The following is a 15,924-nucleotide window of genomic DNA, read 5'->3' as shown; positions in this document are numbered from 1 at the left end:
GGTGATGCGGGATGACGCCATCGGCGAGCGTGGTCCGCGGGGCGTCGTGAAGCGCCAAGAAGCCCCGAATCACCCACGCGATCCCGCCCGCCGCTTTGTCTCCACATAGGCCATCCACTCCGCGTATCCCCAGGTCAGGGCCCCTATTGGCCGTCTACACAATCGTTTTGCTTGCGCAACGGAGCGGGACGCGGCAGGATGCCGGAAAGCGCTTACCCAACGGTGGGTAATGCGAGATGGAGAACAAAAAGTGCGAAAGACGCTGCGTAAACTCGTACCCTTGCCCCTGTCGCTGGCCGTGAGCCTGTCCCTGTTCGGCGTCGTCCCACCGGCCGCGAGCGCTGCCCCTGCGTCCGGTCCGCGCCAGCTGGAGTATCTGACGCGTGGGTTGGTCGCCGCCCAGACCCCGACCGGAACGTTCCTGAGCTGGCGCTTCCTGGGCAACGAACCTGACGGCATCTCCTGGAACGTCTACCGCAAAGACGGTGACGCGGAGTTCGTGAAGATCACCACCATCGCGCCGAGGGACGTTCAGCCCGAGAGCGACTACGACACGAACCCCGGCGTCGTGAAGAAGAACGTCACCCCGTCCAACTACACCGACCCGGACGGCGTCCTGACCTCCGTCTACGAGGTCGCCCCGGTCATCGCCGGCGTCGAGGGCCAGCGGCAGGGCATGAGCGTGCCCATGCTGTCGACCCTGGCGGGCCAGGCGGGGCAGGCCAACAGGGGCGCGGTGGATTACATCCCGCTCAAGCCTGCCCCGGCCCCCGTACCGCTCGCGCACTTCACCTACCGTGGCAACAGGTTCGGCCCCGGCACCAATCTGAGCGCGGCAAACATGGTCGTCCCGGATACCGGAAACCAGAACTGGTACGTCGTCGACATGGACCTGCTCAGAGGGTTCCGGGTGGCGCACGAGGACCAGACGACCGTGACCCAGGAGCAGCTCGACGGTTGGGTCGCCAAGCTCAACGAGCACAACACGACCCCCAACGCTCTCGGCGTCGCGACCTACGCCAGTGCCCGGCCGCTGACCAACTCCCTCGTGGACGGCAAGATCACGGAGGTGCTGTTCAACGAGCTCGAAGGCGAGTTCATCAAGTACGTAGAGAATCTGGACGCCGGCACGTCGCTCCCCTACGCGAAGACCAGCACCGGCGCGATCCACACGTCGCAGAGCAGCGCCTACTCCACGCACGACATGACGGTGGGCGATTTTGACGGCGACGGCGAGTACGAGATCGTCGTCAAGTGGCGCAGCACCCAGCAGGATCCGATGTATTCCGAGCCGATCTTCGGCGGCAGTAACACCACGACCGCTCCCGAGTACATCGACGTGTACAAGCTGGACGGCAGCCTGCTGTTCCGCGTGGACATGGGCTACAACGTACGAGCGGGCAACGACCATGAGACCACGCTGTTCAGCGAGGACTTCGACGGTGACGGCAAGGCCGAGCTGATGCTCAAGACCGGCCTGGGCAGCCGGATCGGCAACTGGGACGAAGAGTCGCAGTCCGTCAAGTATTCGGACACCCTCAACACCGTCGTGGGCGGCGAGGACGGTCTGAAGGCGACCACGGACAAGTTCAAGGACTATTTCGCCACCGGCAACACCGATGCTCTCGACACCTTCTGGTCGCTCCTCAACAGCTTCGCCATCAGCTACCGCAGCCCGGTTGCCGGCGGCGGCAACGACGGAGTCAACGATCCGGCCGTCAAGCGGTGGATCAAGACCTACCATGTCGGCCCGATCGGCCCTGCCAAGGACGACGAGGAGTTCTTCTCGGCCTTCAAGTGGGACGCCGACGCCGGCAAGGGCGTACTCATGGACAGCGCCAAGTACCCGCACCCCTACGAGGGCAGCGTCGACGGCGACAACTGGGCCATGACGCCCGCCACCCAGCGCGGCAATTTCTCCTACCTGGCCTACCCCGGCCCCGGCGCCGGTAGCGGCCCCGGTGATTACAAGTCGCAGATGATGGCCCCCTCGGAGGCCTACTGGCTCGAGCACCCCTGGAAAGCGGCCGTGTGGGGCGACGCGCAGGGCAACCGCGCCAACCGCTACGTCGGCGTCGTGGCTGCCCTGGACGGCAAGCACCAGTACGCGGTCTCCCAGCGCGGCTATTACGCCAGAACGACCATGGCCGCCTTCAACATCGTGGACGGCAAGGTCAACCTCCAGGCCAGCTTCGACTCGGCCGACCCGCAGTACTGGTCGCTGGGCGGCACCGCCTACGACTACCAGAACCGCGGTAACCATCAGACCCAGTCCGGCGACCTCGACGGCGACGGCCGGGATGAGATCGTGATGAAGGCCATGGTCCTCGACCTGAGCGCCGACGGGACCAAGATCCTGCCCGAGGTGATCAACGGCGACACCATGCCCACGATCGAGGGGCAGAACAGTGTCCCTCCGGTTGCCGGCAGCTTCGAGTTCGCCACGGACGCGGTCCGGAACAACCCGCTGAACACGTGGGCTCCGCTCCGCCACGGCGACCGCAGCGCGCTGCTTCCGGTCGACAAGAACAACAACATGCGCATGTGGTCCGGCAGCGAGGAGAACCTGCTGGACGACATCCGTACCGGCAGGCAGTTGGGCTGGATGCCCGGTCCGGAGGCCCACGACCCGATGGCGGGCAAGCGGCGCAACGACAAGGGCGAGATCGTCCAGGAAAACTCGATGGTCTTCGGCGTGTACGCCGGTACCGACGCCGAGGGCGCGGTCGCCGGCAACTTCTCCAACCGCTGGCCCGGCGCGCAGGGATACTCGCAGAACGGCGCCAGGAGTATGGTCACCGGCGAACTCCTGAACGGCGACCGTAACGTGAGCAGCGGCCAGTACGCCATCTGGTTCGGCGGCGGCCTGACGGCCATGGCCGCCAGTAACGCGACCATCAGTACGGTCGACGATCTGACCTTCGCGACCTCCCCGTATCTGGCGACCGGCCTCACCTCGACCGGCAACAAGAGCACTCCCACGCTCAAGGCCGACCTGTTGGGCGACTGGCGTGAGGAACTCGTGCTTCGCGCCTCCGACAACCGCCTGGCCATCGTCACCACCCTGTCGCCGACGGCGTACGGCATCCGTACGCTGATGCACGACCCGATGTACCGGCTCGGTGTGGCGAACAAAAACACCGGCTACGACCAGTTCGGATTCGCCAGCTTCTATCTTGGTGACGAGGCTGAGCTGCCCCGGATGAGGACCGACATCTCTGTCCCGGCTGCGCCCGACACGACAGCTCCGACGGTCACGGTCAAGCCGGACTCGAAGGGTAGGGACGGGGTCTACAGCAATGTCTCCTTCAAGCTGTTCGACGCCGGCAAGGTCGACAAGCTCACCCTGAACGGGGTCGAGAGGGACCTGACCGACAACACCTACTCCGATCTCAACGGGGTCAAGCCGGGTACGTTCGGCGGCAAGGCCGGTGGCAACGAGCTGAAGGTGTACGACGTGGCGGGCAACGTCACGACGCTGACCTTCATCCTGGATGTCACGGGCCCGACGGTGACGGTGAAGGACGGCGCGACCGAGACGGTCGGCACGGCTGCGGCCGGGTACGAGCGGGTGTCGTTCAAGCTGTTCGACGAGAACAAGGTCGACAAGCTCACCCTGAACGGGGTGGAGAAGGACCTGACCGACGACACCTACTCCGACGCCAACGGGGTGCAGCCCGGTGTGTCCGGCGCGGTGCTCGGGGCGAACGAGCTGAGGGTGTACGACGTGGCCGGCAACGCCACGACCGTGACCTTCACGCTGGTCGCGCCGAAGCCAGCGGCTCCGGCCTGGGATCCGAAGAAGCCGTACAACGGCGGCGACCAGGTGTCCTACAACGGGGCGAGTTACATCGCGCAGTGGTGGACGCAGAACGAGAAGCCCGGCAGCACCACGACTGGCTCGTGGATGGAGCAGGGCGCCCTCGTCCTGGCGGCCGGGGCCGATGTCCGGGCCTGGACCGCCTCCTGGGTCTACCCCAGTGGCGGGACGGTCGCGCACAGCGGTCACACCTGGAAGGCCAAGTGGTGGACCCGGAACCAGCAGCCGGGCGACCCTAACGGCCCGTGGCAGGACCTCGGCACGTACTGACAACCGAGGTCGGGCAGGGCCGGTCCGCAAGGGCCGGCCCTGCCTGCTGCCCGGGGAGCCACGACTGGCACCGGGCCGGACACACCAGTTGCCACTCCCCGCGACCCACGAATGGCCGGCGCCGGTCCGGCTCACGGTGGAGGCGTACCGGCGTGGCCGGCGGGTGTCTACGAGTCGCCGGAGGGGCCGACGATCGAGGTCCCGGTGCGGACCGGGACGCCGGGGTTGGGGGTGCCGTCGGAGTTCCAGCCGATCTTCTGCGCCCGCGTCGTACGGGTGGTGCCGCAGCCCTGGCCGGTGGACGAATTGGCGTGGTAGACAATCCACGTCTCCGCGCCGTCCGGTGATCTGACGAAGGAGGCGTGGCCCGGGCCGTACACGCCATTGGCGTCGCTGCGCTGGAAGATGGGCGTCGACCTCTTCGTCCACGAGCTGGCTGACATCGGGTCGCCACCGGTCCAGGTCAACGTGCCGAGCTTGTAGTCAGGCGTGTTGCAGGAACTCGCCGAGTACGTCAGGAACGTTCTCCCACCGTTGTACACGGCGTACGGGCCCTCGTTGACCGCGCCGCCCTGCCGCTCCCACGACAGCGTCGGGGACGAGATCCGCACGCCGTTGCGCGAGACCTGGGTCGGCGACGACATCGGGGCGATGAACAGCCCCTGTTCCCCGCCTCGGAACGCGGAGTAGACGAAGTGGTTCGCGAAGCCGTTGAACCGGACCACGCTGCCGTCGATCGCCCATCCGTTGTTGGGTTCCAGGTTGAGGATGCCCCGATAGGTGTACGGTCCGAGCGGGTCGGTGCCGTTGCTCTCGAGCACGCCGGTCCGGCGCTCGCCCTGGCCCGGGGAGGCCTCTGCCGAGAAGTAGATGTACCACCGGTTGTTGATCCATTGGATGTCCGGTGCCCACATCGTGCAGCAGCCGGGCCCCGCGCCCAGGGTGAACACCGTCCGCTCCCCCGCGCTCTTCAAGCCGGCCATGGTTGACGACGTGCGCATGACGATTCTCGAGGACCACGTCGTGGCCAGGTAGTACCAGTTGCCGTTGGTGTACACGATTGACGGGTCCGCGCTGTTGGGCGTGCCGACGAGAGGGTTGGTGAACGACGGTCCGGGTGCGGCGAGCGCCGGAGCGGCGGGGATGGTTGCACCCAGGGCCGACACGAGCACAGCGACGACAGCGGTGGTCAGCAGCCGTCGCGCCGCTTTCAGTCCGTGGATCGTGATCATCGCGGTTCCTTCCTTGGGGGCCTGCGTCCGGGACTAGGTGGGCTGCCGCCTGAGACCGATCCGTGCACGCGCTGACGGTCTCCTCGACAACCGGCGGCATGCTGGACAGCCACCGTCGTGACCGCTGGTCGGGCGAGGGTCAGGCGTCATCGGGCCGCACACGTGGCTCGGCCGGCCCGAGGGCTGGTAGGCCACTGTCCATCGGGGATGCACCGGTATCGACCTGCCGGCGACATCGATGATGATGATTCATATGTTAGCTAACTGTGAGCGCTAACATGAAAGATGTCAAGGTTTTGAAGTGCCGTCGATCGGCCTGCTCAGCGGTCAATAGCAGGGCTAATCCGGCTCGGCTCCATCGGCGGCATTCGAGGCGTCAATGGTCCTGCCAGCAGACTTGTTACCGCTCACATCTACGACCGCCACCTGCAACGCGGCGATCCGGCCGAGCGGAACGAGTGGCGGCTGGTCAGGGTGACATTCCGTAGCGCGTGGCGATCGCGGCGGCGCGGTTGCGCAGGGAGGTACGCAGCCATTGCGGGGCCAGGGCTTCCGCGTCCGTGGCGAGTTGCCACAGCGCCCATTCGGCGTGCCTCGAATCCTGGAAGGTCACCTCCAGCCGCAGCCAGCCGTCTGGGTCGGCCTCTTCGGCGAGGACGGCCAGCGCGGTGCCCAGTAGGCCTTCCCGCCGCGCCGGGTGCACCCGTACCAGCACGGCTACCTGGTCACCCCCGGTCCGAAACTGCGTGCTGCGTTCCTGCCAGGCCCGATCCAGATCGACCCGGTCTGGTCGCTGTGCGGGTTCGGCGAGTTCCTCGGCGTCCAGGATCCGGGACAGCCGGTAGGTACGGTCCGCGCCAGACCGCGTGGCCAGCAGGTAGCCCTGGTCGCGTACGGTGACCAGGCCGATCGGGTCCACCGTGCGCCACCTCGGGGCCTGGTCCCCAGCCGCGTAGTGGATGCGCAGCTGGTGTCCGACGAGCACCGCGCGCCGGACCTCGGCGACTATCGCGTCGGGCAGTTCCTCAGCGCTCAGCCGGCGCGAGAGCAGGTCGGTCTCCGGGTCGATGAGCAGTCGCTGGGCCGCGCCGGCCGCGGTGACCCGATGGCCTTCGGGTAGCGCGTCGACCACCTTGAGCATGGCCGAGGCGAGCGCCGAGCCGAGACCGAATGCCTGCGCGCCGCGCCGCGATCCGGCGACCAGCAGGGCAAGTGCCTCGTCGTGATTCAGCCCGGCGAACTCGGTCCGGAAACCGGGCAGCAACGCGAAGCCGCCGTGGCGACCGCGTTCGGCGTAGACCGGAACGCCGGCTGCGGACAGCGCCTCGATGTCGCGCAGCACGGTCCGGGTGGACACCTCCAGCTCGCGGGCCAGCGCGGCCGCGGAGAGCCGACCGTGCTGCCGCAGCAGCAGCACCAGCGAGACCAACCGGTCGGCGCGCATCCGAAAACCTTACCGGAATACGCGACAAAGGATGTCGTGTATTCCGGGAGAGGGTTACCCCGACGTCGAAGAAAGTCGGCTACCGCGCCGATGGACGTACGCACTTCCGATGAATCGAACGGAGCTGATGTGGCAGTGGAACGAACGGCAGTCAACCCGGTCACGTGGTCGGCACAGCTGGGATTCAACCAGGGTGAGATCGTCTCCGGGCACACCCGGACCCTGTACTGCTCCGGGCAGACCGCGATGGGCGGCGACGGCAAGCCCCAGCATGCCGGCGACATGGCGGCGCAGTTGGCGTTGAGCCTCGACAATCTGGAGGCCGTACTCGGCGAGGCCGGCATGTCCCTCGCCAACCTCGTCCGGCTCAACGTCTACACGACCGACGTCGATCGGCTCTTCGCGCACTACGGCGTATTGGCGTCGCGGTTGGGCGCCGCCAGGGTGGCACCGACCACCACGATGCTCGGGGTGACCCGGCTGGCGGTCCTCGACCTGATGGTCGAACTCGAGGGGACCGCCGTCGGGTGATGCCACTCCGCCGCCTCCGGTAGGGCGTACCCGGGCGTCACCGCGTCGCGCTGGCACCCGGGTACGCTCAGCGGGATTCCAGCTTGGCGCGGACCTGGTCGGCGTCGGGGTGGCCGAGTTCGTCGAGGATCGCGACGGCCCGCCGCCAGGCGGCGCGTGCGGCCTCGGCGGCACCCGCGGCGTCGTGGGCGTCGCCGAGCCGGGCAGTGGTGTCGGCCTCACCCCACCGGTGGCCGAGGTCCCGGTAGAGGTCTGCGGCCCGCTGGTAGCACCCGATGCTCTCCTCGTGGTGACGCAGACCGTGGTGGGCGTGACCCAGCACGTCCCAGGTGTCCGCCTCGCCGAACCGGTCGCCGGTCGCCTGATGCAGACGCAGGGCCTGCTCGGCAGCGGCGAGAGCCCGCTCGTGGTCACCGAGGGAGTTGTGCTCCCAGGAGACGTTGCTCAGCGCCCTGGCCTGACCGGACCGGTGCCCCATGGCGCGGAACAACTCGAGCGCCCGCTGGGCGTGATCGAGCGACCGCCGGTACCGGCCCTGGCGATGGTGGATCCAGCACAGGTCGAAGTGGACCCGGGCCTGACCGGCGGAATCGTCGACCGCCTGGTAGTCGCGACCGGCCTGCCGCAGGTGGCGCAGGGCCTCCTCGGCCCGGCCGAGGTGGACGTGGACGCGGCCGAGACTGCGGTGGGCGTGCGCCTGTCCGCTGTGGTCGTCGAGCCGTCGCGCCGCGGCTAGCGCGGTGTGCTGGGCGGCGGCCCAGGGCTCCCAGTGACCCCGCCGCTCCAGGAAATACGCCAACGCCCAGGCCAGCTGCCAGGCGTACGGGTCGAAGCCCGATTCCGCCGCGCGGTCGATGGCGGCCAGCAGGCCGGGCAGTTCGACCGTGAACCAGCGCATCGCGTGTTCGTGGTCGGCGTGCTGTTCGACGATCACCCTCGGCCGGGCCGCCGCAATGGAGATCGGGTCCCGGTACGGGTCGAGTAGCCGGTCGGCGGCGCAGGCGCTGTGCAGGTGGTGATCGAGCAGCCGGTGCAGGGCCGCGTGCCGCTCCGGAGCCGTGTCGCAGGTCTGTGCCAGTTCGGTGGCGTACGCGCGCAGGAGGTCGTGGCACGCGTACCGGCCCGGGGTCTGTTCGGCGGCCAACCGCGCACCGGCCAGTTCGGCCAGCAGCGGGCGTACCTCTTCGGCCGGGATGCCGGCCAGGCTGCCGGCCGCCGGCACCGAGACGTCCGGGCCGGGGTGTGTGCCGAGCAGCCGGAACAGCCGCCGCGCGGGCTCACTGAGCTGTCGATAGGACCAGGAGAAGACGGCCCGGACGTCGGTGACCGGGTCCTCACCGCTGAAGGCGTCCAGACCGCCGCGGGCGGTGCGTAGTTCGGCGGCGAGCGTGCCGAGCGGGAAGTCGGGATGGATGGCCGCACGGGCCGCCGCCACCGCCAGGGCCAGCGGCAACCGGGCGCACCGGGCGACGATCTCGCCGACGGCCGCCGGGTCGGCCGCCACCCGCTCCCGGCCGAGCCGCAGTGCCAACATCTGCTGTGCCTCGGCCGCGTCGAACAGGTCGAGCAGGACCGGCCGGGCGCCCTCGGCGGCGACCAGCCCGGACAGCACGTTGCGGCTGGTGATCACGACCAGGCAGGTCCGGCTGCCGGGCAACAGCGGACGGACCTGGTCGGCGTCGCGGGCGTTGTCCAGCACGACCAGCATCCGCCGGTCCGTCAGCAGGCTGCGGTACAGGGCGGACCGGGCCGCCAGATCGACCGGAATCCGTCCCGGCGGTACGTCCAGCGCGTCCAGGAACCCGCGCAGCGCCTCGGACGGGTGCACCGGCGGGGGTCAGGATGGAAGCCGCGCAGGTTGACGTAGAGCTGTCCGTCGGGGAAGTGCTGCCGGACCCGCTGCCCCCAGTGGACGGCCAGCGCCGTCTTCCCCACCCCCGCCGTGCCGGCGATCGCGGAGATCACCACGGCGGTGGCATCGCCGGACAGTAGTTGGTCCAGCTCCTTGAGGTGGTTTGCCCGGCCGGTGAAGCCGGCTGTGTCGGTGGGGAGCTGGGCCGGGACCGCCCGCGTGGTCCGGGCGAGGTCGGCCGGCGTGCCCGACACCGCGCCGTCGTCCTCGTCCCGCAGGATCGCGGTGTGCAGCTCCCGCAGCATGGCGCTGGGTTCGAGGCCCAGTCCGTCGGCGAGCCCTTCCCGGAGCCGGCGGTACGCATCGAGCGCGTCGGCCTGCCGGCCTGATCGGTGCAGCGCCACCATCAGCTGTCCCACCAGCCGCTCACGGAGCGGATACGTCGCGACCAGCTCGGTCAGTTCGCTGATCAGCTCGGCGTGCCGGCCGAGCCTGAGCTCCAGCGTCAGGCACTCCTCGACGGCCGCGCGCCACTGTTCGTCCAGGCGCGCCGCCGCCGCGAACACTCCGCCGCCCAGGTTGGCGAGGGCGGGACCGCGCCACAGCCGCAGCGCCGTCCGCAGCTCGGCCGTGGCCTCGCCGACCTGGCCGGCGGCACTGTGCCGCTGTGCCGTCTCGACCCGGGTCTGGAAGACCCGCGCGTCGAGTTCGGCGGTGCCGAGCCGGAGCCGGTACGCGTTGCCCTCGGCGGCGATCGTCGGCGCCTGGCCCGGACCGGGTGATCCGGTGTCCAGCAGCCGGCGGAGCGCGGAGATGCTGTTCTGGACCTGGCGTTTCGCGGTCGTCGGCGGGTGCTCCCCCCACACCGCGTCGATCAGGATGTCGAGCGGAACGGCCCGGTCCGCGTTGACCAGCAGCATCGCGAGCAGGGTGCGCTGGCGCTGGCCGGTCAGGCGTACCGGGCCGTCGTTCGCCGACACCTCGAGCGAGCCCAGGACACGGAACTCCACCTACGCCTCCGCGGTGACCTGAGGAACCTCCGGCGACGCTCATCGTAGCCGCAGGTGCATCGATCACCCCGAATGCCGTCCTAGATCAGGTTGTGACAGTCGAACTGGAGGTTGGTGGCGTTGTTGAGATCGTCCCGGTTGATGAAGCCCGCGGTGAGCGGACCGGTCGTGGTACTGAGCGCGACCGTGAGGTGCCAGATGTTGCCGATCTCGTCGTCGACCGAGCAGAACTCCCGCAACTGCTGTCCGCTGGTGGCCGTGGCGACGCCGCCGCAGTTCGGATGTGGGCACAACCGCTGTGGCGTGTTCCCCGGCACGTTGTTGAACGAACCTCCGCTGACGCACGAGTCCTGCTGGAGGTTGGGCGACTGGAGGTTCGACCGGTAGAGGAACCCGGTTCGCAGTGAGGCGCCGGCCCGAGCCGTCCGGTTGTAGATCAGATTCTTGGCTACCCCGGCGATCGTGACCCGGCACACGTCCGTCATCGGGTCGGCCGTCCGCACATCCCCGACCCGGGTCTGTACCGCCGAACATCCGGGTGTTCCGGTGGGACAGTTCCAGATGAAGGCCGTCTGGGTGACCCGATTGTTGAGCGGTCTGGCGGACGCGGCGGATCCGGTCAGCGTCACCATGCCGACCACCGCCATGAGCAGCGTGACTGCGAAGACCGAGCTTCGCCGTACGGTTCGACGCACGATTGCCTCCACTTGGTAGGTGACATCGGCGCCACGCTAAGCGCCGCCGTTCATCGATTCGGCACCGAACCGTTCATCACCCCGGCCCACCTCCCTCTATCGCGTCCTTCTCGGTCGGGTACCGCTGGTGCACGCGCAGCTGACGTGGGCATCATTAAGGCATGAACACATTGACGAGTATCTTTGTCATGGGTGTCGTGGCGGCCGGCACCGCCGCAGTGGTGCCGGGCGCCGCCGACTGTCTCGAGGACCGTGCGTTCGAGTCGGTGGCGGTGACCCAGGACGGCCAGCCCCGCCCGCTGCTACCCGGTACGGTGATCCGACTGCGGATCGCCGGCGGCGGCCTGCACGCGCATGCCGGCGGAAACCTGATCGCCGCCCAGGTCAGCGTGGAGGGCACCCACCTGGTCGTGACCGACCTGCACACCGCGGACGCCTCGTACGGCGCCGAGCAACGGGCCCAGGACAGCTGGCTGGCCGAGTTCCTCGGCGCCGGTCCGGCGTGGACCCGGCACGACGACGAGTTGCTGCTCCGGGTCGACGGCACGGAGATTCGGATGGCCGGCCGACCCGAGTCCGACCGGCCGCTGACGGAGACGTACTGGCTCCTGGAGTCGAGTTCGCAGCCGGGCAGCACGCCGGTCCCCGCCCGGGTACCCGCACACCTGGTGTTCCAGGACGACGAGTTGTACGGCACGCTCTCCTGCAACTGGCTCAGCGGCCGGGCCGTGGTGGCCGACTCCACCGTCGCGGTCGACGGCCTGGGCACCACGAAGCGCGCCTGTCAGCAGGAGGACATCATGCTGGAGATCGCCATCTTCGGCGTCCTTCGCGGCGAGGTGGCCTTCGACCTCGACGGTGACCGGCTCGACCTGACCGGGCCGGACGGCCGCCGCCTGCATCTGCGGGCGCCGTTCTGAACCGTTGCCGGTCAGCCGGACACCGCTCGGAAGGAGCCAGGTCGATGCCCTACGTCAACCCGTTGAGTTCGCCGGAGGACCTGGAGGCGTTTCGATTGGAGGGCGACGGCGCCGTGTCGTTCCCGCGAGGGCGGCTGCGGCTGGAGAGCCTGCGGCCGGCAGAGGACGATCAGGACGCCAACGTCGTGCTGTGGTGTCCGCAGGACTTCGGTGCCGACGTCACGATCGAGTGGGACTTCTGGCCGATCCGGGAGCCCGGCCTCTGCATCCTCTTCTTCCACGCCCGTGGCCGGCAGGGCGAAGATCTCTTCGAGCTGACCGCTCGCACCGGGCGGTACGAGCAGTACCACCACGGCGACCTGGACGCGTACCACGTGTCGTACTTCCGCCGGAGGTGGCCGTCGGAACGCAAGCTCCACACCTGCAACCTCCGAAAGAGCTACGGCTTCCATCTGGTCGCGCAGGGGCCCGATCCGCTACCTGCGGTGCTCGACGCGCAGGGTCCGTACCCGCTGCGCCTGCGCCTCCGCGGTGGCACCGTCACCTTCGAGGTGGCGGACCTGGTGTCGTTCCGATGGCAGGATGACAACCCGCTCCCCGGCGGCAAGATCGGTTTCCGGCAGATGGCGCCGATGATCGGCGAATACGCCAACCTCCGGGTGACCGAGCACTGAGGTCTGCTCGCGAGCCGCGCGGTGTGAACGTCGCCGCGACGCCGCGCCACGGGGTGCGGTGGGCAGCCACGCTGCGCCGGAAGGCGGTCCGCGACAGGCCGTGAGGTAAAGCCTTTCCCAGCGTTGACATTGAAGCGATTCAAAGCTACGGTCGCTCACACATTTACATCGGTAACCGCTCGCCACGAGGCAGGCCAGCGTGCAGCAACGATTTCCGACCCCCAGGTTTGCGCCATCCGACCGACCACCCGCACCGAGCACGACTGGCTGGGCGACAAGGCTCTATGAGGCGGCCGACGAGGTCTTCTGGGCGGCCAGGCTCAACCTGCTCTGGCTGGTTTTCACGCTCGTCGGCGGCGTGGTCCTGGGGATCGGTCCGGCCACCCTGGCGGCCTACACACTTGCCCGGCGGCGGGCACTGGGTGAAACATTTCATCCCTGGCGGGCATTCGTCACCGTCTACCGGCGAGAGTTCGGACGCGGATCTCTCCTGGTCCTCCCCCTGGCCGCGACGACCGTCCTTCTTGTCGTGAACTACTTTTATTTCACCGCACTCGGATCGGCAGCCACGCACTTCCGGCTGGTCACCATCGCGGCGATCGTCGCCCTGGTGGTGATCGGGGCGTATCTGCTTCCCATGTCCGTGCACTACGACCTGCGGACGTCCAGCAGCTTCGCCAAGGCCTCGCTGTTCGCCCTCACTCGCCCGGCCGCCTCCGTCCTGCTGCTGTTCGTCTTCACCGCGATCGTGTACGCGACCGCGACGTACCCGCTTCTGGCGCTCGTGGTCGCCGTCGGCGGGTGGATCCAGCTGGACACCTGGCTATGTCTGCGCTTCTTCGCAGAGAACGAGGCGCGCCTACACGCGAAAGGACTCTCATGAAGATGGTGTCCCGGTCACGGCGGTTGTTGGCCGCCGCACTCGGCCTGACCACCGCCCTGACCGTCACCGCCTGCGGCGGCGACGAGAAGCAGGCCTCGCTCGACACGATCACCGTGATGACCAAGCTGTTCGGCACCGCGCCCGATCCGGGCGGTGAGCTGCAACAGGCCGTCCAGAAGTTGATCGGCAAGAAGCTCGACATCACCTGGGTGCCCAACGCGGACTACAACGACAAGCTCAACGTCACGCTCGCCTCCAACAGCATTCCCGACCTGGTGGTCACGAACGAGAAGAGCCCGTCGTTCATCCGGGCCGCCGACGCCGGTGCCTTCTGGGACCTGACCGGCAAGCTGGACAGTTACCCGAACCTCAAGCCCGCGAACGCACAGACCGCGCGCAACGTCATGGTCAACGGCAAGACCTACGGCATCTACCGCACCCGGCCACTGCTGCGGTCGGCCGTGGTGTACCGCAAGGACTGGCTGGCGAAGGTCGGTCTGCCGGAGCCGCAGACGGTCGACGACCTGTACCGGATCGCCAAGGCGTTCACCGAGCAGGACCCGGACGGCAACGGCAAAAAGGACACGTACGGGCTGGTCATCCCGAAGTGGCCCGGCAACTACGCCAGCAGCAGCCCGTACGACACGATGGAGACCTGGTTCGGCGCGCCCAACGGCTGGGGTCAGCGCGGCGGCAAGCTCGTGCCGGGCTTCGACACCGAGGAGTTCTACCAGGCCAACCGGTTCATGAAGAAGTGGGTCGACGAGGGCCTGGTCAACCCGGACTTCGCCACGCTCGACGCCGGCAGCTGGAACGACCCGTTCGTCCAGGGCAAGGGCGGCATGATCATCGATGTCAACGTCCGCGGCACCGACCTGGCCGGCCGGTTCAGGCAGAAGGACCCGAAGGACTTCGACAAGGTCTCCATGGTCGGCAACATGAAGCGGTCCGACGGCCAGAAGTTCTCCCTCCCGTTCACCGGATACCTCGATGTCCTGGCCATCTCCAAGCAGCGGATCCGGACCGACGAGCAGTTGGAACAGGTGCTGCAGACGCTGGACAAGTTGCAGTCCCAGGAGGGCTCGTCCCTGCTGACCAACGGCATCGAAGGCCGCAACTTCCGGCTTGAGGACGGAAAGGCCGTACTGATCAACCAGGACGACGCCCAGGTCAAGGTCATCCAGAACGACGTCGACAAGGCCTTCATCCAGCTGGGTACCCGGGCCAGCGTCGGCCTCGGCCAGTACCCGTTCAAGTACTCCAACGACATCGAGCAGAAGCTGTTCGACCAGCGGGAGACGCTGATGCAGGAGGACCTGAAAACGGCGGTGCACAACCCGGCGCTTCCGGTCGTCGCGCCGACGGCCGTCGAGAAGGGTCAGACGCTGGACCTGATCATCCCCGACGCCCGGATCAAGTTCCTCTCCGGCGCGATCAGCGAGGAACAGCTACGGGCCCAGGTCAAGCGCTGGTACGACAGCGGCGGCACCCAGGTGGCACAGGAGGTCAACGACCTGGTCTCCAAGCTTCCCAAGTGACGGTCTCGAAGGGTCCGGTCCCCGGGCCGGACCCCGCTCACCCCGGACGGGAGGCCGCCGTGGCCACCGATCTCGTCGCCGACAGGGCGCCGGACCCGCCGAAGAGTACCCGGGGACGCGTTCCGCGTGCCGCTCCGAAGACGCCGGGTCGTCGCCTCGCCCTGCTGCTGCGAAACCGCTGGCTCTACCTGATGCTGCTGCCGGGCGTCCTGTACTTCCTGGTCTTCAAGTACTGGCCGATGTACGGCCTACATATCGCCTTCAAGGACTACGTGCCGTTCCTGGGCTACTCGGGTAGTCCGTGGGTCGGCCTCGAGCACTTCGAGGAGCTGTTCACCGGCCCGGACTTCGGCCGTCTGATGGCCAACACGCTGATCCTGGCCCTGCTCACCGTGGTCTTCGTCTTTCCGGCACCGATCGTGGTCGCGCTGCTGCTCAACGAGTTGCGGGTCCGGATCGTGAAGCGCTCGGTCCAGTCACTGATCTACATCCCGCACTTCCTGTCCTGGACGATCGTGGCGTCGCTGACGTATCTGCTCTTCTCGGCGGACTTCGGCGTGCTGGCCGGCTTCATCCACGACGTCGTTGGCGGGCAGCGGGTGGACTACGTGGCCCAGGAGGAGTGGTTCCGACCGATCATCATCCTGCAGCTGCTCTGGAAGCAGACCGGCTGGGGAACGATCATCTATCTGGCCGCCCTGGCGAACGTGGACACGCAGCTCTACGAGGCGGCCCGCGTCGACGGCGCCGGGCGGTGGCGCCAGCTCTGGCACATCACCGTCCCGGCCATCCGGCCGGCGATCGTGGTGATGGCCATCCTGACGTCGGGCAATCTGATGGACTCCGGGTTCGAGCAGATCTGGCTGATGACAACGTCCCTGAACCGCTCGACGTCGGAGGTCTTCGACACGTACGTGTACTACATCGGTATCACCCAGGGTGCCTTCAGCTACTCCACCGCCGTCGGCCTCTTCAAGGGCGTGGTCGGGGTGTTCCTGATCGTCGGCTCGAACTGGCTGGCAAAGCGCCTCGGCCAGCGTGGCCTGTACTGAGGA

The 15,924-nt window shown here is 68.1% G+C and carries 12 protein-coding genes; 7 read left to right on the top strand and 5 right to left on the bottom strand.

From position 1 onward, the window contains the following. Positions 1–280 precede the first annotated feature (280 nt). Positions 281–4,090, top strand: coding sequence for a rhamnogalacturonan lyase family protein (locus H4W31_RS25825; protein ID WP_192769024.1), 3,810 nt, complete (start codon positions 281–283; stop codon positions 4,088–4,090). A 167-nt stretch (positions 4,091–4,257) separates the two neighbouring features. Here the strand turns inward: H4W31_RS25825 and H4W31_RS25820 are convergent, their stop codons facing one another. Both H4W31_RS25820 and H4W31_RS25815 read right to left on the bottom strand, forming a co-directional pair. Then, positions 4,258–5,322 (bottom strand): glycoside hydrolase family 43 protein, encoded by a 1,065-nt coding sequence (locus tag H4W31_RS25820; protein WP_192769023.1) that lies wholly within the window; start codon positions 5,320–5,322, stop codon positions 4,258–4,260. Between the two features lie 469 nt (positions 5,323–5,791). Further along, positions 5,792–6,766, bottom strand: a complete 975-nt coding sequence (locus H4W31_RS25815; protein WP_192769022.1) for a helix-turn-helix transcriptional regulator — start codon at positions 6,764–6,766, stop codon at positions 5,792–5,794. A 135-nt stretch (positions 6,767–6,901) separates the two neighbouring features. Here H4W31_RS25815 and H4W31_RS25810 point away from each other — a divergent pair, with 135 nt between their 5' ends. After that, positions 6,902–7,297 (top strand): RidA family protein, encoded by a 396-nt coding sequence (locus H4W31_RS25810; RefSeq protein ID WP_192769021.1) that lies wholly within the window; start codon positions 6,902–6,904, stop codon positions 7,295–7,297. Between the two features lie 67 nt (positions 7,298–7,364). On the opposite strand, the gene H4W31_RS44390 is transcribed toward H4W31_RS25810, so the two are convergent. The 3 genes from H4W31_RS44390 to H4W31_RS25800 form a co-directional block, all read right to left on the bottom strand. Then, on the bottom strand, positions 7,365–9,125 hold the full coding sequence (locus tag H4W31_RS44390) for a tetratricopeptide repeat protein (protein WP_318783406.1): 1,761 nt from the start codon (positions 9,123–9,125) through the stop codon (positions 7,365–7,367). Continuing rightward, on the bottom strand, positions 9,017–10,159 hold the full coding sequence (locus H4W31_RS43085; RefSeq protein ID WP_318783405.1) for an AfsR/SARP family transcriptional regulator: 1,143 nt from the start codon (positions 10,157–10,159) through the stop codon (positions 9,017–9,019). The genes H4W31_RS44390 and H4W31_RS43085 overlap by 109 nt, the downstream gene beginning before the upstream one ends. Before the next feature lie 80 nt (positions 10,160–10,239). Next, the gene (locus tag H4W31_RS25800; protein WP_192769020.1) at positions 10,240–10,854 is read right to left on the bottom strand and encodes a hypothetical protein; all 615 of its coding nucleotides are present in this window, start codon (positions 10,852–10,854) and stop codon (positions 10,240–10,242) included. Positions 10,855–11,015: 161 nt separating this feature from the next. Between H4W31_RS25800 and H4W31_RS25795 the strand changes: the two genes are divergently transcribed. From H4W31_RS25795 to H4W31_RS25775, 5 genes are all read left to right on the top strand, one after another. After that, complete coding sequence (locus H4W31_RS25795) at positions 11,016–11,774, top strand: META domain-containing protein (RefSeq protein ID WP_192769019.1); 759 nt, start codon at positions 11,016–11,018, stop codon at positions 11,772–11,774. A gap of 44 nt (positions 11,775–11,818) precedes the next feature. Next, entirely contained in the window at positions 11,819–12,448 is a 630-nt protein-coding gene (locus H4W31_RS25790) for a DUF1961 family protein (RefSeq protein ID WP_192769018.1), read from the top strand. A 199-nt stretch (positions 12,449–12,647) separates the two neighbouring features. Further along, entirely contained in the window at positions 12,648–13,331 is a 684-nt protein-coding gene (locus H4W31_RS25785) for a YesL family protein (protein ID WP_318783404.1), read from the top strand. Then, positions 13,328–14,869: an extracellular solute-binding protein gene (locus tag H4W31_RS25780; protein WP_225945673.1), complete on the top strand. Its 1,542-nt coding sequence runs from the start codon at positions 13,328–13,330 to the stop codon at positions 14,867–14,869. Before H4W31_RS25785 ends, H4W31_RS25780 begins: the two co-directional genes overlap by 4 nt. Positions 14,870–14,928: 59 nt before the next feature. Next, positions 14,929–15,921 carry an ABC transporter permease gene (locus H4W31_RS25775; RefSeq protein WP_318783403.1) on the top strand — a complete coding sequence of 331 codons (993 nt, stop codon included), beginning with the start codon at positions 14,929–14,931 and terminating at the stop codon, positions 15,919–15,921. Positions 15,922–15,924: the final 3 nt, after the last annotated feature.

Origin of the sequence: Plantactinospora soyae (assembly GCF_014874095.1) — a bacterium.
Lineage (GTDB): Bacteria > Actinomycetota > Actinomycetes > Mycobacteriales > Micromonosporaceae > Plantactinospora > Plantactinospora soyae.
The sequence above is the reverse complement of the archived record's forward strand: the minus strand, read 5'-3'. Positions and strand labels throughout refer to the sequence as shown.

Excerpts from the sequence above, each read along its gene's own strand:
- H4W31_RS25795 (WP_192769019.1), top strand. The coding sequence starts at position 11,016 with ATGAACACATTGACGAGTATCTTTGTCATGGGTGTCGTGGCGGCCGGC.
- H4W31_RS25790 (WP_192769018.1), top strand. The coding sequence starts at position 11,819 with ATGCCCTACGTCAACCCGTTGAGTTCGCCGGAGGACCTGGAGGCGTTT.
- H4W31_RS25780 (WP_225945673.1), top strand. The coding sequence starts at position 13,328 with ATGAAGATGGTGTCCCGGTCACGGCGGTTGTTGGCCGCCGCACTCGGC.
- H4W31_RS25820 (WP_192769023.1), bottom strand. The coding sequence starts at position 5,322 with ATGATCACGATCCACGGACTGAAAGCGGCGCGACGGCTGCTGACCACC.
- H4W31_RS25815 (WP_192769022.1), bottom strand. The coding sequence starts at position 6,766 with ATGCGCGCCGACCGGTTGGTCTCGCTGGTGCTGCTGCTGCGGCAGCAC.